This is a genomic window from Prevotella sp. S7 MS 2, from assembly GCF_000762865.1.
Taxonomy (GTDB): Bacteria; Bacteroidota; Bacteroidia; order Bacteroidales; family Bacteroidaceae; genus Prevotella.
The window spans coordinates 15181-36918 of record NZ_JRPT01000004.1 but is presented as its reverse complement, the minus strand read 5'-3'; the positions used below and the strand labels follow the sequence as shown (position 1 = coordinate 36918).

The 21738-nt window shown below is 44.2% G+C and carries 20 protein-coding genes; 13 read left to right on the top strand and 7 right to left on the bottom strand.

What is annotated here, in order from left to right; translation table 11 throughout:
* Positions 1–524 precede the first annotated feature (524 nt).
* From hpt to HMPREF0671_RS01700, 5 genes are all read left to right on the top strand, one after another.
* On the top strand, positions 525–1061 hold the full coding sequence (hpt, locus tag HMPREF0671_RS01720) for a hypoxanthine phosphoribosyltransferase (RefSeq protein ID WP_036896333.1): 537 nt from the start codon (positions 525–527) through the stop codon (positions 1059–1061).
* Positions 1062–1090: 29 nt separating this feature from the next.
* Positions 1091–1663: an adenylate kinase gene (locus HMPREF0671_RS01715; RefSeq protein WP_036896331.1), complete on the top strand. Its 573-nt coding sequence runs from the start codon at positions 1091–1093 to the stop codon at positions 1661–1663.
* A 456-nt stretch (positions 1664–2119) separates the two neighbouring features.
* Positions 2120–3301: a GTPase ObgE gene (gene obgE, locus HMPREF0671_RS01710; protein WP_036896330.1), complete on the top strand. Its 1182-nt coding sequence runs from the start codon at positions 2120–2122 to the stop codon at positions 3299–3301.
* A 10-nt stretch (positions 3302–3311) separates the two neighbouring features.
* Complete coding sequence (gene pgeF / locus HMPREF0671_RS01705; RefSeq protein ID WP_036896329.1) at positions 3312–4100, top strand: peptidoglycan editing factor PgeF; 789 nt, start codon at positions 3312–3314, stop codon at positions 4098–4100.
* Positions 4101–4119: 19 nt separating this feature from the next.
* Positions 4120–5307 (top strand): M23 family metallopeptidase, encoded by a 1188-nt coding sequence (locus HMPREF0671_RS01700; RefSeq protein WP_036896328.1) that lies wholly within the window; start codon positions 4120–4122, stop codon positions 5305–5307.
* Positions 5308–5315: 8 nt separating this feature from the next.
* On the opposite strand, the gene HMPREF0671_RS01695 is transcribed toward HMPREF0671_RS01700, so the two are convergent.
* The 4 genes from HMPREF0671_RS01695 to dnaE form a co-directional block, all read right to left on the bottom strand.
* A complete protein-coding gene (locus tag HMPREF0671_RS01695; RefSeq protein ID WP_036896327.1) occupies positions 5316–5504 on the bottom strand; it encodes a hypothetical protein in 189 nt (62 codons plus the stop codon).
* 163 nt (positions 5505–5667) lie between these two features.
* On the bottom strand, positions 5668–6849 hold the full coding sequence (locus HMPREF0671_RS01690) for a phosphoribosylaminoimidazolecarboxamide formyltransferase (RefSeq protein ID WP_036896326.1): 1182 nt from the start codon (positions 6847–6849) through the stop codon (positions 5668–5670).
* A 153-nt stretch (positions 6850–7002) separates the two neighbouring features.
* The gene (trxA, locus tag HMPREF0671_RS01685; protein WP_036896325.1) at positions 7003–7317 is read right to left on the bottom strand and encodes a thioredoxin; all 315 of its coding nucleotides are present in this window, start codon (positions 7315–7317) and stop codon (positions 7003–7005) included.
* A 106-nt stretch (positions 7318–7423) separates the two neighbouring features.
* Complete coding sequence (gene dnaE / locus HMPREF0671_RS01680) at positions 7424–11131, bottom strand: DNA polymerase III subunit alpha (RefSeq protein WP_036896324.1); 3708 nt, start codon at positions 11129–11131, stop codon at positions 7424–7426.
* Between the two features lie 205 nt (positions 11132–11336).
* Here dnaE and HMPREF0671_RS01675 point away from each other — a divergent pair, with 205 nt between their 5' ends.
* Positions 11337–12032 carry a phosphatidylserine decarboxylase family protein gene (locus HMPREF0671_RS01675; protein WP_036896323.1) on the top strand — a complete coding sequence of 232 codons (696 nt, stop codon included), beginning with the start codon at positions 11337–11339 and terminating at the stop codon, positions 12030–12032.
* 341 nt (positions 12033–12373) lie between these two features.
* Here the strand turns inward: HMPREF0671_RS01675 and HMPREF0671_RS01670 are convergent, their stop codons facing one another.
* Positions 12374–12832: a nucleoside deaminase gene (locus HMPREF0671_RS01670; protein WP_369793911.1), complete on the bottom strand. Its 459-nt coding sequence runs from the start codon at positions 12830–12832 to the stop codon at positions 12374–12376.
* A gap of 80 nt (positions 12833–12912) precedes the next feature.
* Here HMPREF0671_RS01670 and HMPREF0671_RS01665 point away from each other — a divergent pair, with 80 nt between their 5' ends.
* The 4 genes from HMPREF0671_RS01665 to pyrH all read left to right on the top strand — a co-directional run bounded on the left by HMPREF0671_RS01665 (position 12913) and on the right by pyrH (position 15615).
* On the top strand, positions 12913–13713 hold the full coding sequence (locus HMPREF0671_RS01665; protein ID WP_036896322.1) for a hypothetical protein: 801 nt from the start codon (positions 12913–12915) through the stop codon (positions 13711–13713).
* 3 nt (positions 13714–13716) lie between these two features.
* A complete protein-coding gene (locus HMPREF0671_RS01660; protein ID WP_036896321.1) occupies positions 13717–14091 on the top strand; it encodes a YraN family protein in 375 nt (124 codons plus the stop codon).
* Positions 14092–14100: 9 nt separating this feature from the next.
* Entirely contained in the window at positions 14101–14832 is a 732-nt protein-coding gene (locus HMPREF0671_RS01655; RefSeq protein WP_036896320.1) for a biotin--[acetyl-CoA-carboxylase] ligase, read from the top strand.
* 72 nt (positions 14833–14904) lie between these two features.
* Entirely contained in the window at positions 14905–15615 is a 711-nt protein-coding gene (gene pyrH, locus HMPREF0671_RS01650) for a UMP kinase (protein WP_036896319.1), read from the top strand.
* A 177-nt stretch (positions 15616–15792) separates the two neighbouring features.
* Here the strand turns inward: pyrH and HMPREF0671_RS01645 are convergent, their stop codons facing one another.
* Together HMPREF0671_RS01645 and pssA are read right to left on the bottom strand one after the other, a co-directional pair.
* Positions 15793–16074 (bottom strand): DUF4834 family protein, encoded by a 282-nt coding sequence (locus HMPREF0671_RS01645; protein ID WP_036896318.1) that lies wholly within the window; start codon positions 16072–16074, stop codon positions 15793–15795.
* Positions 16075–16788, bottom strand: a complete 714-nt coding sequence (gene pssA, locus HMPREF0671_RS01640) for a CDP-diacylglycerol--serine O-phosphatidyltransferase (protein ID WP_036896317.1) — start codon at positions 16786–16788, stop codon at positions 16075–16077.
* A gap of 279 nt (positions 16789–17067) precedes the next feature.
* Here pssA and HMPREF0671_RS01635 point away from each other — a divergent pair, with 279 nt between their 5' ends.
* The 3 genes from HMPREF0671_RS01635 to HMPREF0671_RS01625 all read left to right on the top strand — a co-directional run bounded on the left by HMPREF0671_RS01635 (position 17068) and on the right by HMPREF0671_RS01625 (position 21507).
* Complete coding sequence (locus HMPREF0671_RS01635) at positions 17068–18969, top strand: LptF/LptG family permease (RefSeq protein WP_036896316.1); 1902 nt, start codon at positions 17068–17070, stop codon at positions 18967–18969.
* Positions 18970–18992: 23 nt separating this feature from the next.
* Positions 18993–20204, top strand: coding sequence for a bifunctional 3,4-dihydroxy-2-butanone-4-phosphate synthase/GTP cyclohydrolase II (locus HMPREF0671_RS01630; protein WP_036896315.1), 1212 nt, complete (start codon positions 18993–18995; stop codon positions 20202–20204).
* 109 nt (positions 20205–20313) lie between these two features.
* On the top strand, positions 20314–21507 hold the full coding sequence (locus HMPREF0671_RS01625) for a pyridoxal phosphate-dependent aminotransferase (protein WP_036896314.1): 1194 nt from the start codon (positions 20314–20316) through the stop codon (positions 21505–21507).
* Positions 21508–21738 lie beyond the last annotated feature (231 nt).

Genomic DNA, 21738 nt, shown 5'->3' with positions numbered 1-21738 from the left:
ACATTTGTCTTGATAAAACTTTCAGTTTATACATTTTTTCAATGTTATTTTTGGTGTTTTGGGAAGTTGGATAGGGCGTTTTGAAGGCATGTGTAAGTGGCTGAGCCGACAACAACTACTCAATCAATGACCGATGGTTTCCCAAAAGGGAGGGAGAACAAAGAACTTATCAGCTTAAAACTCATGAACTAACAAGTTCACTCGATAACTCATCTACTCAAAAACTGATGAACTCAATTTGTTGCAGTAGTTTCTCAGTACTGCTGCCAAGCCCATTCAGCATTGCTGCAAGGGGGAGACAGCAAAAATGCCAAGACGCTGCAGTGGACTAGTTGACAAATTGACGAGTAGACAAGTAGACGAGAGGGGGAACTAGAAGTGAGGAGTTAGGAGTTAGAAGTGATGAGTTGGTGGGGGTGAAAGAGACAATTTAACGATGTTGACTACGTAATATCTATGTGGAAATGTACTATTATTCATTTCTTTTTCGTATTTTTGCAATCAAATTTTTTATTCCAAGTGCAATGGATAAAGTAACTATTAAGGACAAAACGTTTAGGACGTTTATCCCTGAAGCAAAGATTCTAGAACGTGTGAAAGCAGTGGCTGAAAGGCTCAATCGTGATATGGCTGGCAAGAATCCACTGTTGTTGGCTGTGCTCAATGGCTCGTTTATCTTTGCAGCTGATTTGATGCGCAACCTCACGATACCTTGTGAAATCTCATTTGTGAAGTTGGCTTCTTATCAAGGGACGACTTCTACGGGTACAATCACAGAGATTTTTGGTGTCAATGAAGATTTGACGGGGCGCACAGTTGTTATCGTTGAAGATATTGTGGATACCGGATTGACCATGAAGCGCATGGTGGAACAACTTGGAACGCGTAAGCCTGCGTCTATCCATATTTGTACGTTGCTGTTGAAACCCGGTAAGTTGCAGGTACCACTCAATATAGAGTATGCTGCAATGGAGATTCCCAACGACTTTATTGTGGGCTATGGACTAGATTACGACCAGCAAGGTCGCGAGTTGAGAGACATTTACACGTTGGACAGCTGATAAGAGAGAAGAAAATAATAAGATAAAAAATGAAGAATATTGTAATTTTCGGTGCTCCCGGTGCTGGTAAAGGTACACAGAGCGATAAGTTGATTGAAAAGTACGGATTAGGTCATATCTCTACTGGTGATGTGCTCCGTAGCGAGATTAAGAACGGTACAGAACTTGGCAAGACTGCGAAGGGATATATTGATAACGGCCAGTTGATACCCGATGAATTGATGATTGACATCCTCGCCAGCGTATACGACGGCTTTGGAAAAGACCATGCCGGTGTGATTTTTGACGGGTTTCCCCGTACAACTCCACAAGCTGAGGCTTTGAAGAAGATGCTCTCTGAGCGTGGACATAAGGTGGCTGCCATGCTGGAACTATCTGTTCCGGAAGACGAATTGATGGCTCGACTCATCAACCGTGGTAAGGAAAGTGGCCGCTCCGATGATAATGAAGAGACTATCAAGAAGCGTTTGAATGTATATAACACACAGACAGCTCCGCTTATCGACTGGTATGAGCAGGAAGGTATCCATCATCATATCGAAGGACTTGGCACCGTTGACGAGATTTTTGCTCGTATAGCAACAGTAGTAGACGCTCTATAATAATATAGGGTGTTTAAGTTTCGCATGTATGCTCAACTTAGGAGTTATCGGGAATTAAAGGGAGTTAGCAGGAGCTATCGGACAAATGTCTGTTATCTTCCGCTATCTCCCGTTACCTCCTACTAACTTCTATCTATATATCAACTTGTAAAAGCAGAGTAAGGTATAGGAGTTAGCAGGAGCTATCGGACAAATGTCTGTTATCTTCCGCTATCTCCCGTTACCTCCTACTAACTTCTATCTATACATCAACTTGTAAAAGCAGAGTAAGGTATAGGAGTTAGTGGGAGTGGATGGAAGCGTGAGCCACGGGCTTATGACTTTGCTGAGAACTCGAATCCTACTAACTCTTGTTCGTTTTTAATAGATGGAGGTCTCTCCATGGATTTTTAGAAGGCATAAAGAATTGACTCCTAAACATCTGAACAAATTCCCCAACGTGTAATCTAACAATATATGGCCGATTCAAATTTCGTAGACTACGTAAAGATACATTGTCGCTCAGGTAAGGGCGGAAGAGGTTCTATGCACTTACGCCACGTGAAATACCAGCCCAACGGTGGACCCGATGGTGGTGACGGTGGGCGTGGTGGTAACATCTATCTGCGTGGTAACCACAATTACTGGACGCTATTGCACTTGAAATACCAGCGCCATATATTTGCAGAGCATGGTGGAAACGGTGGAAGAGACAAGTGTCATGGTACCGATGCTAAGGATGTGTACATTGATGTACCGTGTGGTACGGTGGTCTATAATGCTGAAACGGGTAAGTATATCTGTGATGTGATGGAAGACGGACAGGTGGTCATGCTGCTGAAAGGTGGTCGTGGCGGACTTGGAAACTTTCAGTTCCGCACCGCAACCAATCAGGCTCCACGCTTCGCACAGCCCGGAGAACCGATGGAAGAGCTCACCGTAGTGATGGAGTTGAAACTTTTGGCTGATGTGGGATTGGTGGGATTCCCCAACGCGGGTAAGTCCACGTTGCTTTCATCGTTGTCGAGTGCACGCCCGAAAATAGCCAACTATCCTTTCACAACGCTAGAACCGTCGCTTGGAATTGTGGGCTATCGCGATATGCAATCGTTTGTCATGGCCGATATTCCGGGAATTATTGAAGGGGCAAGTGAGGGTAGAGGACTCGGTTTGAGATTCCTTCGCCATATAGAACGAAACTCATTGTTGCTCTTTATGGTGCCCGGTGATACAGACGACATCAAGAAAGAGTATGAGATTTTGCTGCGCGAATTGGGTAATTTCAACCCTGATATGCTGGATAAGCATCGTGTATTGGCCGTAACGAAGTGTGACTTACTAGACGAAGAGTTGATGGAGATGCTGAAAGAGACGTTGCCCGACGACCTACCGGTGGTGTTTATCTCGTCGGTGACAGGGCAAGGACTCATGGAATTGAAGGATATTTTGTGGCGCGAACTGAACAGTGAGAGCAACAAACTGCAAGGAATCATGGCCGAAGATACACTCGTACATCGCGACAAAGACATGATACGCTTTGCCGACGAGATGCATGATGAAGGTGCCGATGAGGATGTTGAGGAACTGGAAGATGCTGATATCGAAGACTTCGACGAGTTGGATGACTTCGAATATGAGGATGAAGACGATATAGAATAATAACAAGCCCATGACAAAGCCTATACTCCATACTTATAAACTGGCCGAAGGTGTTGTGGCTTTTAGCACGACACGGCATGGCGGAGTGAGTAAAGGCGATTATGGAGAGTTTAATATCAACCCCTATTGTGGGGATGATGCGGAAGCGGTGGCTGATAATAGAGCCGCGTTTTGTGCGACATTAGGTATTGACGACGACAGGTTGTTGTTGCCGCATCAGGTACATGGTACGGAGAATCGGGTGGTATCGGCCGACTTCTTTACCTTGCCCACTGGTGAACGTCGCATTATTCTCGATGGTGCGGATAGCATCATGACCGATATTCCGGGTGTTTGTATCGGTGTGTCGACAGCCGATTGCATCCCGGTTTTGCTTTACGATCCTGTGCATCGTGCCGGTTGTGCTGTTCATGCCGGTTGGCGTGGCACTGTAAAGCGCATTGTATTGAAGAGTGTCGCCGAGATGGTTGCAGCCTATGATACCAAACCTTCTGACCTATTAGCAATCATTGGTCCCGGCATTTCACTGGAACATTTCGAAGTTGGACAGGAAGTTTACGATGAATTTGAGCAAGCATCGTTTGACATGTCTGCCATTACGCGAAAGTTAAATAAGTGGCATATCGACCTGCCGGAGTGTAATCGACTCCAGCTACTACAGGCAGGCGTGGCTTCACAGTGCATTCGCATGAGTGGGATATGCACGTATGCTCATTCCGATGAATTCTTTTCGGCTCGTCGACTGGGTGTCGAATCCGGCCGAATATTCACTGGGATACTTTTGACAGAGACTATATAACAATTAAAACCTAAACAAAATGAATACACGACTCAGACAGATTGTCATGGGCCTGACGCTTATTGGTATTACAACGGGATTTATGCCTGCTAAAGATACATTCAGTGCGTCGGAACAACAACAAATCAGTATCAGCACACCGGGGCTGTTCAGTCGTTCCAATGCTTTCAGTGTAGACTTCAGTATACTTAAGAATAGCGATTATTCTTTCCCACTTCCGGTGGGAAAGGCAGAGGTGGTGAATCAACAAGAAGTGAAGATAACGACCACGCAGGGCGATGCTGTAAAGGCTATGTTTGAAGGAGTAGTCCGTTTATCGCGTTCGGTGAACCGCTTCGGAAATGTGGTTGTCATTCGCCATAATAATGGATTGGAGACTGTGTACAGTCATAATGCGCAGAATTTGGTACAGGTGGGGCAGCACGTTCAGGCCGGACAGACAATCGCTATTGTGGGGTATGACGGTGCACAAGCTTATACCTTGTTTTCCATTATGGTGAATGGAGCGCGTATTAATCCCGAAACAATTCTGGAAATAAAGTCACATCGATTGCGTAAACAGACTTTGTTGTGCAAACGTGTAGGCCAAAGAGTGAGTGTAACGGTATCGCAACCGGAGCCATCGAATGTAGGTTCACAGAGTTTGGCTATGGCTAATAAGGGTGGAACAAGCAATAGTATGAGCGGAGATGTGGACAAGAATCCGTTTGAAGGAGGCAATACGATTAGGCTGAATTTGTCTAATCTGTCGAAGATGGAGTGGTCTTATCCACTGTTAGGAAGTAAAGTGATAAGTCCGTATGGCGGAAAACGTCGCCATTCGGGTGTTGATTTGAAGACTAGACCGAACGACAATGTGCGTGCAGCATTTGATGGTGTGGTTACTCGTTCGGGGCGTTTCTCAGGCTATGGTAACTGTATCGTTATTAAGCATGCCAATGGCTTGGAGACACTTTATAGTCATCAATCAAAGAATCTAGTTAAGGCTGGGCAGCGAGTGAAAGCCGGAGAGGTGATAGGATTGACTGGTCGAACCGGTCGCGCCACCACGGAGCACTTACATTTTGAGGTGCATTTTCAAGGTCGAAAGGTGAATCCGGCTGTTGTCTTCGACCATGCCAACCGTTCTTTGCAGCAATGTACGCTCGTATTGTCAAAGAACGGGAATATCAAAAGCGAACGTAATTATTTCGCAGAGAAGAAGTAAGATGATGATTACTTGTGCCGCTTAGCTCGTTGTTGTCTGTATTTAGCCTTCTGACGAGCTGAGCCTGAGCCGTGAGCTCCGGTGATATATTTCTTCTTCTTAGCTTTGGTCTTTACTTTATCATCATTCTGCCCGCTCTTATTGGATGCGGCCTTAAAGACCATTCCTGTTTCTATTATCTCGTTGATGTCGTTCATTGTGGTTTGAGTTGACGAGTTAACAAGTAGACAAGTTAACAAGTTTATTTTTGAATAAATAATTAAGTAGGCAAGTGAACGAGTTTACAAGTAGATTAAAAGTTGTTGGTTGTGTTTTCTAACTAGTCTGCTTGTCAACTCGTTTACTTGTTAACTTTAACTCTTAGTGATGGAACAATCTCACTCCAGTGAATGCCATAGCAATGCCATATTTGTCGCATGTGTCGATAACATGGTCATCGCGGATGCTTCCACCGGCTTGTGCGATGAATTCAACGCCACTCTTATGGGCACGCTCGATGTTGTCTCCGAATGGGAAGAAAGCATCGCTACCGAGAGCAACTTTCGTGTTTTGGGCAATCCAAGCTTTCTTTTCTTCCATCGTAAGTACCTCCGGCTTCTCGGTAAAGAACTGCTGCCATACGCCATCTGCTAATACATCATCGTGCTCTTCGCTGATATAGACGTCTATGGTGTTGTCTCTGTCAGCGCGACGGATACCCGGTTTGAACGGAAGATTCATAACCTTGGGACATTGGCGCAACCACCATGTGTCGGCTTTGCTACCAGCTAAGCGCGTACAATGGATGCGACTTTGTTGTCCGGCACCTATTCCTATGGCCTGACCATCCTTGACATAGCATACGGAATTGCTTTGGGTGTACTTTAAAGTAATCAATGCGATGATGAGATCGCGACGAGCTTCGTCGGTGAAAGTCTTATTCTGAGTGGGGATATTCTCGAAAAGTGCAGGATCATCGAGCTTGATTTCGTTGCGTCCCTGTTCAAATGTGATGCCGAATACTTGCTTATGTTCGATGAGATTCGGTCGATAGTTTGGATCAATCTTGATGACATTGTAGGTGCCTTTACGCTTGTCTTTCAGGATTTCGATGGCTTCCGGCGTGTAATCGGGAGCAATAACTCCATCGCTAACCTCACGTTTTAAGAGGGTCGCGGTGACTGCGTCACAGGTGTCACTCAATGCAACGAAGTCGCCATACGAACACATTCGGTCGGCTCCTCTGGCACGAGCATAGGCACAAGCGATCGGAGAAAGCGGAAGTTTAACGTCGTCTACAAAGTAGATTTTCTTGAGTGTATCGCTCAAGGGGAGTCCTACGGCAGCGCCGGCTGGGCTTACGTGCTTAAAACTTGCGGCTGCCGGAAGTCCTGTTGCTTCCTTTAATTCTTTCACAAGTTGCCAACTATTCAAGGCATCCATAAAGTTAATGTAGCCCGGGCGACCGTTAATGACTTCGATAGGTAGTTCGCCTTCTTCGATATAAATACGTGAAGGCTTCTGGTTCGGATTGCATCCGTACTTTAATGCGAGTTCTTTCATACAGCAGGATAAGTTGAATATCTTATGCAAAGATACTTGATTTTACACAAAAAGGGAAGAGATAAGGTCACATTTCCTATTCTTTGAGAATAAAAAAAGTGCAACGACATTCTGTCATGTCATTGCACTTGTATGTTTAAAACATTCTGTAGATTACAGAAGTATCTTGAATTTCTCTTCAATACGTTCTTTGCTTGCAGCACCAACAAACTTGTCAACCAGCTGACCTCCCTTGAAGAAGAGGATAGTAGGGATGTTGCGAACACCATACTCCATTGCGATTTCGTTGTTTTCCTCAACATCGCACTTGCCTACAACGATTTTGCCGTCGTAGTCATTTGCCAACTCTGAGATGATAGGACCAACCATACGGCAAGGTCCACACCATGTTGCCCATAGGTCAACTACCAAAGGTAACTCTCCATTTTTGTAACTCTCAAAGTTCTCGTTTGTAATTTTAACTTCCATCTTTTCGTTCTTTAATATTCTATATGTATTTTATTATTCTTGTCACAATATTGTTATGAGCAAATTGTATGCCAAAAGTCGCGACCGATAGTAATTGCCGTTTTTGTCAGTTTACGTGGTAACTCATGACTGGATTAGACTCTACATAGTTTACAAAGTCGCGAGTAAGGCCTATTTCATGAGCTCTTGAACGCAGTATTAAGTTTGAATTATGCTCTTTATCAACTACTTGTATGAAGAGCATTGTGTGTCCCGGACTGTCTGATACCAGTGTAGATATGTCGTTTACTATGGTCTCGTCGATGTCGTTGATGTCCATACTGATGGTGAATCTTTCGATGCGTGTGTCGCGAATAGTTTGCATATACTGGATGTCGGCAATCTTAAAGTCGACGTAGGTGCTTGTGGGATATCTCTTGCTACAGTTCGCTTTCATGAAGATGATGGCTCCCTGAATAAACATTCCGCTCCATCTGCCCCATTCGGCATCCATGATAAAGAGTTCACCACTGCCTTCGAAGTCTTCTAAAGTGACTACTCCATAGGGCTTACCTGATTTGGTGAAACCGGATTTTACGGCCGTTACCATACCGCCAATTGTTATCTCTTGCTTGCCAACGAGAGCTTCCTTGTCCTCTAATTCGGCACAATGTGTGTTGCACATAGAGTTCAAGATGATGCTGAATTCATCGAGAGGATGAGCCGACAGATAAATACCTACGAGGTCGCGCTCATGATTTAATTTCTCTATTGTGCTCCATTCTTCCACTTGAGGAATGGGAGGAGTGGCTATCTCTACGGCGTCTGAACCTCCAAACAAGGAGTTACGAGCCTCTGCCTGTTCCGCTTGATACAACTGACCATAGCGAACCAAGGTGTCCAAGAAGGCGTCACCTTTATTATTCTTGCCGAAATATTGCTCGCGTTTCAGCCCGAAACAATCAAATCCGCCACTCATGGCGAGCGATTCAAAGGCTTTCCTATTGACGTTAGAGAAATCTACTCGTTGTGCAAAGTCGAATATATCCTTGTATGGCCCATTCTCATTTCGCTCGTTGATGATAGCTTCTGCGGCCTGTTCGCCCATTCCTTTGATGGCTGCCAAACCAAATCTTATCTCGCCTTTTTGGTTTACACCGAAGTTACCATAGCTCTCGTTGACACTCGGTTCCAGCGTAGGAATACCCATAGACTTACATTCATCCATGAGTTTCGTGATTTCTTTGATGTCGCTTTTACGTCGTGTCATAATGGCAGCCATAAACTCTGCCGGGTAATGGGCTTTCATATAAGCCGTCTGGAAAGCCACCCAACTATAGCAAGCTGCATGAGACTTGTTGAAAGCATAGGATGCAAACTTCTTCCATTCTTCCCAGATATGGTTCAAAGTCTTGTGGTCATGCCCGCGTGCTTCGCCTCCCTCGTAGAACAATTTCTCCAGTTTGTTCATCTGGTCAATCTTCTTTTTACCCATAGCTTTACGCAATGTGTCGCTCTGTCCACGCGTAAAGCCAGCCAATAAGCGGCTCAGAAGCATGACTTGCTCTTGATAAACGGTGATGCCATACGTATCTTTTAGATACTTTTCCATCTCAGGAATAGGGTAGGTGATAGGCTCTTTGCCGAGCTTACGGGCAATGAACGACGGAATATTGTCCATTGGTCCGGGGCGGTAGAGGGCGTTCATGGCAATGAGATCGCCAAATACCGTGGGATGAAGTTCGCGCAGATATTTTTGCATACCGGGCGATTCAAACTGGAAAGTACCAATCGTTCGTCCCTGTTGATAGAGCTGATAGGTAAGCTCATCGTCAATAGGTATGTTGTCAAGGTCTACTTCTACGCCCGTTGTCAGCTTTACATTCTTGACAGCTTCTTTCAACTCAGAGAGCGTCTTGAGTCCGAGGAAGTCCATCTTAATGAGTCCGGTAGACTCGATAACGTGCCCATCGTACTGCGTCACAGGCACTTTTAAGTCCTTAAAGTCGGGATCGTCGGCCGTTGAGATAGGCACCCAATCGCTGATAGGGTCGCGACAAATGATGAATCCGCAGGCATGGATACCCGTTCCGCGTACCGTTCCTTCAAGCATCTTTGCATACTTCATGGTGTTACGTTCGCGTGGGTCGGTCGAAGCTTCCGCCTCGCGTAGCATGTCAACGCTCTTGATAGCGTTGGTAAGATTCATCTTCAAACCATTCGGCAGACGGTCGGGGATAGCTTTACAGAGTGCATTCGCTTTTTCCAACGGGAGTTTTTCTACACGTGCCACATCCTTGATGGAGTTTTTCGTAGCCATACTTCCGTAGGTAATGATATGCGCACAGTTCTCGTGACCATACTTATCCATCACCCATTGGAGCACGCGTCCACGTCCGTCATCGTCGAAGTCGGTATCAATATCGGGGAGAGAAATACGGTCGGGGTTAAGGAAACGCTCAAACAGCAAGTCGTATTTCAACGGGTCTATCTTCGTGATTCCTAAACAATAGGCAGCTACCGAACCCGCAGCAGAGCCACGGCCGGGACCTACCATCACTCCTAACTGCTCGCGAGCAGAGTTGATGAAGTCTTGTACAATGAGGAAGTAGCCGGGGAATCCCATTGTCTTCATCACGTGAAGTTCAAATCTGATGCGCTCTTCTACCTCTTTTGGCACCGGGTCTCCATATATTCTTTTGGCTCCTTGGAATGTCAATTCATCCAAATAGTCGGCTTCAAACTTGATTCGATAAATCTTGTCGTAACCACCAAGGTGTTTGATTCGCTTCTCTCCATCTTCGGCCGACATGGGATTTTCGCCATTCTCGTCGCTGCAAAATTCCTTATATAAGTCTTCTTCTGTGAATTTTTGACGCCACTGTTCTTCTGTTCCGAAGCTCTCCGGGATTGGGAAGAAAGGCATCACAGGGTCGTGGTCAATACTGTAGAATTCCACTTTGTCCAGAATCTCAAGCGTATTTCGCATGGCTTCCGGATGGTCGGGGAACACCTCGTTCATCTCTTCGCGCGTCTTAAACCACTCCTGTTTGCTGTAGCGCATGCGGTTCGGATCGTCCAGATCCTTTCCTGTGGCTAGGCAAAGCAGGTGGTCGTGCGCCTCGGCCGTCTCTTTATCTTCGAAGTGGCAGTCGTTGGTACAGACGAGTTTGATGCCCAATTCCTTGCTGAAGTCTTCCAATACAGCATTCACTTTCTGCTGTAAAGGATAGGCAGTACGATTGGCTAGCAGGGTAGGGTCGGTAACTTGATGGCGTTGTAACTCCAAATAAAAGTCGTCACCGAATAGATTCTTGTACCATAGACATGCTTCGCGTGCGCCGTCAAGATCGTCGGCCATAATCTTACGAGGTACCTCTCCGGCCAAGCAAGCTGTACAAATGATAAGTCCTTCGTGGTATTTCTCTAGGTCTTCGCGGTCAGTTCTCGGTCGGTAGTAGTAACCGTCTACCCACGAACGCGATACCAATTTAATAAGATTCTTGTATCCTTGATAGTTCTTGGCAAGTACAATGAGGTGATAACCCGAATTGTCACCATTCTCTTTCACCTTGTCTTCCTTGCGATGGCGGGCCACATACATCTCGCAACCCAATATGGGTTTGAAAGGTTCCAGTCCATCTGCCTTTCGTTTTTTGTTGACTTCGCTACAATAATCCCAAAATTCCTTAATGCCAAACATGACGCCATGGTCGGTAATGGCCATGCCTTTCATGCCGTTGCCAATGGCTTTATTGACCAAGTTTGAAATCTTGGACTGGCCATCTAGAATAGAATAATAGGTGTGAACGTGTAAATGAACGAAATCTTCCATGAAAAAGCCACAATTAGGAGTTCAAAGTTACGGCTTATCCCCGACACAACAAAAGAAAAATAGTAAATTTTTGTGGAGCTAACAAAAAATCATTAACTTTGCAAATGGTAGGTAAAAGGCCTTCCCAGTATTATTGAGCATAAGTCAGAACAACCTTTGGCACCGGCTAACGCCTTGTTGAAATGTTCGCATATCCTTAGTTACTATGATTAAAAGAATCAATAAACTCAAAAAGATACGCATACACAGAGAAGGTACCGATACGCTTCTTTATGGTTTTATCGTAATGGCTTCCATTATATTATTATTATGGAGAGGCTTTGATACCAAGATCCCTTTTTGGGTGGTTTTGGTTGTTTTCTCAACAATCTATGGTATCGTACTGAACTTCTACCGCTGTCCCATTCGCTATTTCTCTGCCGAAGACAATACCGATAAGGTGGTTGTAGCTCCTGCCGATGGCCGAATCGTGGTTATAGAGGAAGTAGAAGAGAACGAATATTTCCACGACAAACGTCTTATGATTAGTATTTTCATGAGTCTGTGGAATGTCCATGCCAACTGGTTCCCTGTAGACGGCAAGGTGAAATTCGTATGCCATAAGGATGGAAACTATCATAAGGCATGGTTACCTAAGGCTAGTTCGGAGAACGAACATGCTGATGTGATGATTACTACACCCGATGGAGTGGACGTATTGTGCCGTCAGATAGCCGGCGCCATGGCTCGTCGCATTGTTACTTATGCCAAGGAGGGCGAAGATTGCTATATTGATGAGCATCTTGGTTTCATCAAGTTGGGTAGCCGTGTAGATGTATTCTTGCCTATAGGTACAGAAGTTTGTGTCAAGATGGGACAATCTACAACCGGTGACCAAACTATTATTGCGCGGTTGAAATAACCAACTCGGAAAATTATTCAATTTATTATATTCGATAAGTTGCTTCTCTTTATCTAAGAGGAGCAACTTTTTTTATGCCGTAAATTTGACTTGTGATGTAGGGACGGATAGTATTTGCCCTATATTGGAAGTCTCTCTTGTCTTATAACTCAATAACTCGTCAACTTAAAAACGGCCAAACTTAATTTACTGCAAGGGTATGGCAACATTGCTGTTTCGCCCTTTCAGTAATGCTGCCAAGCCTAGGCAGCAATACTGGCAAGCCGTTGCACTTCGCTGATAGATAAGTTGGCGAGTAGACAAAGGAATGAGTTAGGAGTGTGAAATGATGGGGATAGAAATTATCTTTTGCTTCTGAAGAACTCTTGCATCAAGGCTTTGCACTCCTCTTCCAGTATCCCTCCAACGATTGCTGCTTTGGGATGGAGGGCATGGGGAGCGTATTCCGTGTATCCACGTTTTTCATCGGGTGCTCCATAGACGACACGACTCATTTGAGACCATCCCAAGGCACCGGCACACATCACGCAGGGTTCGACGGTGACATAGAGTGTACAATCTTGTAAATACTTCCCTCCGAGCGTGTTGGCAGCCGCAGTGATGGCTTGCATCTCGGCATGTGCTGTGACATCATTGAGCGTTTCGGTGAGGTTGTGCGCCCTGCTGATGATACGACCTCGGCATACCACGACTGCACCAATGGGTATCTCGCCCTCGTCTAAAGCCCGATGTGCTTCGTCTAGCGCTTTGAGCATGAATTGCTCATCTATCTTTTTTAGTTCTTCTTCCCTTGTTATCATGGCTGCAAAAATAAGGTATTTTATTGTAAGAATGGAAGAATTGTATTATTTTTGCAACTAATCAAACCCGATAGGAGGTCATGAAAAAGGTTAACGTTTTATTTTTCTTTCTGTTCATCATGGTCGGTCATCTCTATGCAACCGATGATTCTAAAAAGCCAATTCTAGGTGCCTTTACGCTAGGAATGACACCAGAAGTGTTTCAAACTCAATATCATGCGTTGCTGGAGAAATATGAGGTGGCACAGAAGGATGGCTATGAAAGTGTTTATCCGGTATCAATCGGTGGAGTATCGATGGATATGAAGAGTCTTGGCAAAGATATGTATGAGACAGATAAGATACTGAACGATTTATACAAGGTGTCTTTTCAAGGTGACGAACCTCTCTTTTTCTGTGGCTCTACCACCTTTTCCGAGAATAAACTAAGCGCTGTGACCATCATCGGATATGGCAATCAAGATGCTACCATATCTTATATTATAAGTAGAAATCCGCTGAAGATAGATGCCGAACCGGAGTTGGTGTGCTGTGACTATAAGGCTCATAACGACGTTTTGGAGGCTTGTAAATCGCTCACTGTTTTTCTTCAAGGAAAGTATGGGGTGCCTACAAAGACATACACTATACCGCAGATGCCCTCAAAACAAGAAGTGGGCGACCAACAGATACTCAAGGTGAAGTTCGTACAGGCGAATGTCTACGGTTCGGTTGTACCTTACGCTGAATGGAAGGTCGGAGATATGCAGGTGGTAGTAGGTATCAAGGCGGCCGGGGCAGAACCGTTTATTATGTTCTACGATGCACATCGGCTCTCGCACTCATATCTTAACAATCTGTTGCAAGAAGATCCATTGCCGACAAAAGAACTCAATTGGTAGGCTATGGCTGCGCACAACGATCTTGGTAAATGGGGCGAGGACTATGCCGCCGACTACTTGGTGCGTGAGGGATATGATATTATTGAGCGCGATTGGCGGTTGGGTGGAAAGGACATAGACATTGTTGCTCGGACACCGGATGGTACGACTGTGGTCTTTGTAGAGGTGAAGACGCGTCGCTCGGATGCCATCACCAAACCGGCTGATGCGGTGAATCGGCAGAAAATGCGGAATTTGGGACATGCTGCCAATGCCTATGTGAAGATGCACCTGCTGTGGGATGAACTGCGATTTGATGTGATTACAATTGTAGGATGTGATGAGGAAACGGTACGCATGGAACATATCAAGGATGCGTTCAACCCATTGCTACTTTAAAATACGGAAATGAAAAGAGAAATCATACGACTGAACGAGGTGGGCTCCACCAACGATTACTTACGTCAACATGGTGTTGTGGGCGATGAAGAAATGACGGTTGTTGTGGCCGATTATCAGACTTCGGGACGTGGGCAGGCTACAAATACGTGGGAAAGTGAGGCTGGGAAAAACCTGCTATTAAGCATCCTCGTGCATCCTTGGCACACCCCTACAGCCTATCAGTTTCTTTTGTCCATGGCCGGAGCGTTGGCATTGAAAGATACGCTTGGTGCTTATACGGACGGAATTACGTTGAAGTGGCCGAACGATGTGTACTGGCACGACCGTAAGATTAGTGGTACGCTGATAGAAACATCGCTGAGTGGCGGTCGTTTGAAAGGGTGTATATACGGTATCGGACTGAATGTCAATCAACTGATGTTTGTGAGTGACGCGCCCAATCCTGTATCATTAGCCGGTATCGTAGGGCATGAAGTGGATCGAGAGCAAGTGTTGCAACGGTTGTTAGATAACTTTGAGAAACGCTATGAGCTTTTGGAACGAGGTGGAGCAGCCGATATTTCAGAAGAATACTATATGTCTCTTTACCGTCGTGATGGTTTCTATCCTTACGAAGATGCCGACGGACAGTTTGAAGCTAGCATCGTAGAGGTGGCAGATAATGGCACTATCGTCTTGCGAGACAAGGAGGGACGATTTAGGGAATATACATTTAAGGAAGTGAAATTTGCGAGGTAAGATAATTTATACATACGACAATGATATTAAATCAAGTCTCTTTTAGGGGATGAGATTGCTACAAATAGAACTATGACAAAGTTTAAAAGAATACTGCTCAAATTGAGTGGTGAGAGTCTAATGGGCTCACAAAGTTTCGGTATCGACCCCGAACGTTTGGCAGATTATGCACGCCAAATTAAAGAAGTGCATGAGATGGGTGTACAAATCGGTATTGTTATCGGTGGCGGTAACATTTTCCGTGGTCTCAGTGGCAGTCAGAAAGGCTTTGACCGAGTAAAGGGTGACCAAATGGGAATGTGTGCTACGGTCATCAACTCGCTTGCATTAAGTTCAGCGTTGGGTGCTATCGGGGTGAAGACAAAAGTGCTTACGGCTATTCGTATGGAACCTATCGGTGAGTTTTATAGTAAGTGGAAAGCCATCGAATCAATGGAACAAGGATATGTTTGTGTATTCTCGGCCGGTACAGGCTCGCCTTATTTCACCACGGATACAGGAAGTTCGTTGCGTGGTATCGAGATTGAGGCCGACGTGATGTTAAAAGGTACGCGCGTGGACGGAATCTATACGGCCGATCCGGAGAAAGATCCTACAGCCACAAAGTTTACGGATATTACCTACGACGAGATTTATACACGCGGTCTTAAAGTCATGGATCTCACTGCAACTACGATGTGTAAGGAGAACAATCTACCTATCTATGTGTTCAACATGGATGTTGTAGGAAACTTGAAGAAGGTGATGGACGGTGAGCCTATCGGCACGTTGGTGCATAATTAACGAAAAAGACGCACCTTTGAATAAAGGTGCGTCTTTTTCATAATAAGGGACTAGGGGGAAAAGATGAGAAATTAAAAGTATACACTCTCTTTAGTTCAATTGTCCCCAGTTATGAATGGGAATCTCTTCAGGCTGTTTTAAGCTCACTCTCTTTGGGAGAGGGGTAGGGAGAGGTCTCTATTCCTCCTTAAAATCTACATATTCTCCCTCGTCTTTAGAGAATATTTTATGGTTGGCCTCGGCTGAAGTGCGATGGTCAACAACTGTTTCGCCTTTTTTGTTTGAATATGTTTGGCGTGTAGATGACGACGTTCTTGTTCCACTCGTATATCGCCCGTTCATTTGGTCTTGCATTCTTTTGGCAGACTCACGGAGCCGTCTAAAGAATGAATAAGCGATGAATACGAGGGCAAAAAGTCCTGCGACAAAAATGAAAAATATCAATTTGAGAATCACCATCTATTTTTTATTTTTAGCATTAACAATGGCCGACAAGATTACATACCACGCAATGATAACGGCAAAGGCCGATAATCGGAAGATAATCAGGATGGGTAGGCATGTGGCAAGGAAGATGTATTTTACTTCGTTACCTTTGTATCCCCACTGTTTGAACTTGAGTGCGAACATTGGAAGTTCTGCTATCAATAGCCAACTGCTCAAAGCTACCATGCCTAAAACGACGAATAGCATATACTGTGTAGACTCCAAGAAATTGCTCGCCCCTACTATCAGAGAGCCCCAAAAAAGGGCGTTGGCAGGCGTGGGTAGTCCGATGAATGAAGTGGTTTGCCGTTCATCCAAATTAAACTTGGCTAATCGTAGAGCCGAGAAAGCCGCCATGATATAGGCAGCATAAGGCAGCCAATCTCTTAAAGGTTCTAACCCTGCCGGATAGTCCATAATGTAGAGCTCATTGAAAACCATTGTAGCAGGAGCTACCCCAAATGTAATGTCATCGGCCAGTGAATCCAACTCTTTACCAATGGGAGAAGATACATGCAGTAGGCGAGCGCTCATACCATCGAAGAAATCGAAGACAGCTCCCATTACTATCCATGCCAGTGCCCATGTAGGCTGGACGTCTAAAGCACATACGGTAGCGATGCAACCACAAATGAGGTTGCAACAGGTTATCGTATTTGGAATATTCCTTGTTATAATATTAGCCATAACTTATAATTGTCTTTTGCAAAGATAACGCAAATGAGTACAATGAAAACTAGTTTCCAAATTGTCGAGTGCAGATTATCTTATGCAAAGATAGTGGAAACGTGCATAAATGCAAAATTTATTCCATACTTTTGAGATGTAAGTAGTTTAATTGCAGAAAGCATTGAGATTTGGGCTTAGATGTGGCGTGAGGCATAAAAAAATGAAAAAGACGGAGATTCTAACAAATTTATACTAATTTTGTATTCAAATCAATATGGTCACGACGGACAGTCAGTAATGTTTCGCATCAAGAAATTAGATATATTCATTGCCAAGCAGTTTGGTATGCTTTTTCTGGGTACTTTCTTTATCAGTCAATTTGTGCTGATGATGCAGTTCCTTTGGAGGTATATCGATGAATTAATAGGTAAGGGGTTGTCTATGGAAGTGATGGCTCAATTCTTTTGGTACATGGGCTTGATGCTTGTTCCGCAAGCTTTGCCGCTAGCCATTTTGTTGTCTTCGTTAATAACTTTTGGTAATCTTGGAGAAAGTAGTGAGTTGACTGCTATCAAAGCTGCGGGTATATCTCTGATGCAATCGTTCCGTTCGCTCATCTTTATTTCGGTATTGATTTGTATAGGTTCGTTCTATTTCCAGAATAATGTGGGGCCAACGGCTAATATGAAGATTGCGCAGTTGTTGATTTCCATGAAGCAGAAGAGTCCGGAACTGGAAATCCCCGAAGGTGTATTCTATGATGGTATCCCTAATAGTAATCTCTTTGTGCAAAAGAAAAATATGGATACCGGTAAACTTTACGGCATTATGATTTATCGTATGACGGGAAGTTACGAAGATCAAGCTATCATCTTGGCCGACTCCGGGATGTTGCAGGCCACGGCAGAGAAGAAACATTTGCTGTTGACACTGTGGAGTGGGGAATGGTTTGAGAATATGCAGTCGGACGAATTTGGTAACTCCGCAGCTATACCTTATCGTCGGGAGAGTTTCATACAGAAACGTATCGTCATAGATTATAATGGTGATTTCAATATGACTGATGCTACAAGCCTTTCTAATAACGCGAGTAGTAAGAGTCTTTTGGAGATCTATCATGCTATGGATTCGCTGAACGCCAGATATGACAGTATCGGTAGGATGTACTATCAAGATGAAAAGCAAGGAGAATATGCGGCGATAACATTGTCGAAGAAGGATTCGCTTGCGGCTGTAAAACTAGCGACGACAGATAAAGTGGATATAGACACGGTGTTTAACAAGCTGTCTTTAGACAGAAAACAACAGGCGGTGTCGATGGCTTTGAGCAAAGTACAATCCAAAGTAAGCGATTTGAACTTTAAAAGTTTGGTGACAAGTGATGGTGATTACTTCATCAGACAGCACGAAATAGAAGCTATCAATAAGTTTACGTTGGCTCTTTCGTGTTTGATATTTTTCTTCATCGGTGCACCGCTTGGTGCCATTATCCGAAAAGGAGGATTGGGTATACCGGTCATCATATCGGTTTTGGTGTTCATTATTTACTATATCCTCGATAATTCGGGCTATCGTATGGCTCGTGGTGGAATGTGGGCTGTGTGGTTTGGTAAAGGATTGGCTCCCGCGGTCTTGACACCTGTGGCTGTGTTTGTGACATATAAGGCAAATAATGACTCAATGGTATTCAACTTGGATTTATACATAGAGTTCTTCAGGCGCTTGTTGGGTTTGCGTGTGAAACGGCATGTGTTTGCTAAAGAGGTAATCATTAATGACCCGGATTATGAAAAAGATAAAGAGCGACTTCGCCAAATTAGCCGAGATGCATCGCGTTATTCGTTGAATCATAATTTGCGTTCGGCTCCTCATGTGGTGAATGTGTTTTTCAAGTACCAGTCTGATCATGAGATAGAACGTATCAGTGGGGAAATAGAAGAGGTGATAGAAGATTTGTCGAATACGAAAGATAAACATATTTTAGGGGCTATTAGTAGCTATCCGATTCTTTCAGTAAGGGCACATACGCGGCCTTTTGCAAGAAAATGGATGAATGCGGTTGCGGCTATTATATTCCCGGTGGGTATCGTTCTTTACCTGAGAATGTGGCGTTTCAGACTGCGTTTGTTGCGCGATTTGAAATTGATTATGAGAACGAATCAACTGGTGGTAAGCAGAATTAACGATTTGAAAAAGTAGAATCACATATACATATATATAATATGGAAGACTTCAAGCTGAGTAGCATTAAAGATGCTGTACAAGATTTCAAGGATGGCAAGTTTGTCATTGTTGTTGACGATGAAGATCGCGAAAATGAAGGCGACTTGATAATAGCCGCTGAAAAGATAACGCCTGAGAAGGTAAACTTCATGTTGAAGAATGCGCGTGGTGTGCTCTGTGCGCCTATTACGTTACAGCGTTGTGACGAGTTGGATTTGCCACGTCAGGTTGTAGATAATACATCGGTGTTGGGTACGCCTTTTACAGTGACCGTAGATAAACTGGAAGGATGCAGTACAGGCGTATCGACGCATGATAGAGCAGAAACTATCAAAGCCTTGGCCGATCCGAATTCGGCACCGCAAACATTTGGTCGTCCCGGTCATATCAACCCCTTATATGCGCAAGATAATGGGGTGTTGCGTCGTAGTGGACACACTGAGGCGGCTGTAGATCTGTGTAGATTGGCCGGACTGTATCCTGCCGGTGCGTTGATGGAAATCATGGAAGAAGATGGTACTATGGCTCGTATGCCCAGTTTGCAGCAGAAAGCTAAAGAATGGGGTATGAAGATCATTACTATCAAGGATTTAATAGCTTATCGACTAGAGAAAGAATCTAGTATTGAGGTGGGTGAAGAGGTTGATATGCCTACTGTTCATGGGCATTTCCGTTTGATACCGTTCCGCCAAACCAGCAATGGACTTGAGCATATGGCTTTGATTAAGGGAGAATGGAAGGAAGACGAACCGATATTGGTGCGCGTCCACTCTTCTTGTGCTACCGGTGATATTCTTGGTAGTCGTCGCTGTGATTGTGGAGAACAGTTGCACAAGTCTATGGAGATGATAGAAAAAGAAGGTAAAGGCGTGATAGTCTATATGCAGCAAGAGGGGCGCGGTATCGGTTTGATGAATAAGATTGCAGCCTATAAATTGCAGGAAGAAGGGTATGATACGGTAGACGCGAATATACACTTAGGTTTTAAACCCGATGAGCGCGATTATGGTTGTGGGGCTCAGATGCTGCGTCATCTAGGCATCCATAAGATGAGACTGATGACAAACAATCCTACCAAACGTGTTGGATTGGAAGCTTATGGGCTTGAAATAGTGGAAAATGTGCCTATCGAGATAGAACCCAATGAAAACGATTTGAAATATCTCAAAACCAAACGCGACAGAATGGGACATATACTCCATATAAAATAACAAATGACACAAAATCGAGATAAAAGTGTAAAAACTGTTACGAATTCTTCGCTGTAACAGATAATATGCGTACTTTTGCAGCCTAACGAATAAACTGTAGAATAAAATTATGGCACAATTATCTAATCGATTGAACCGTCTGGCACCATCGGCAACGCTTGCCATGTCGCAGAAGAGTAGTGAGATGAAGGCTCAGGGTGTTGATGTAATCAATATGAGCGTGGGTGAACCTGATTTCAATACGCCTGATCATATTAAAGATGCTGCAAAGAAAGCTATTGATGAGAACTACTCTCGATATTCTCCTGTTCCCGGATATGCTGACTTACGCAATGCTATCGTTGCTAAACTCAAGAATGAGAATAGATTGGATTATACTGTCAATGAAGTCTTGGTGAGCAATGGTGCTAAGCAGAGTGTCTGTAATACGCTGATGGCATTGGTCAATGATGGTGATGAGGTGATAATCCCTGCTCCTTATTGGGTGAGTTATCCGCAGATGGTGAAGTTGGCTGGAGGTAATCCTGTGATAGTGAATGCCGGCTTTGATCAGAATTTTAAGATGACTCCGGAGCAACTGGAGGCTGCCATTACCCCCAAGACACGTATGTTGATACTATGCTCTCCCAGTAATCCTACGGGAAGCGTGTATTCTCAGGAAGAATTAGAAGCCTTGGCAACTGTCATAAAGGAACATGAGGATTTGTTTGTGTTGGCTGATGAAATCTATGAGCATATTAATTATATAGGTGAACATGCCAGCATAGCGAAGGTAGATGGTATGAAAGAGCGTACCATCGTTGTGAATGGGGTGTCTAAGGCTTATGCTATGACTGGTTGGCGTATTGGATATATTGCTGCTCCGGAGTGGATAGTTAAAGGCTGCAATAAGTTGCAGGGACAGTATACATCGGGGCCATGTTCGGTGAGTCAGAAAGCTGCTGAGGCTGCTTATACGTTAGAACAGGGCTGCGTGGAAGATATGCGCAAGGCATTTGAGCGTCGCCGTGACTTGATTGTAGCATTGGCAAAGGATATTCCGGGTTTAGAGGTGAATGTTCCACAAGGAGCTTTTTATCTGTTCCCGAAGTGTAGTAGTTTCTATGGTAAGACGGATGGCGAGCGTACTATTCAGAATTCTACAGATTTAGCTATGTACTTACTTGAAGTCGGACATGTCGCAACAGTAGGTGGTGATGCTTTTGGTGACTCAGAATGTTTTCGTATGAGCTATGCTACTAGCGATGAGAATATTCGTGAGGCCATGAAAAGAATAAAGAACGTATTAGGCAAGTTGAAGTAATAATGCAATCTTGTTAAGAAATGTTGTAACGTAGAATATTCGTGCTCTATTCTTTATATATATAATGTGCTATTCAAGTGGAGTTTTAGACCAATTTGCTTTCGGCTTTGTATAAAGGGAGACATTTAATATACTATCTCGTTAAAACTTCTTAATTCGGTTTGTAGTTATTCATAAATGATTATCTTTGCGATACAAAAAATGGGTATTCCTACGTGGTTTTCCTACATT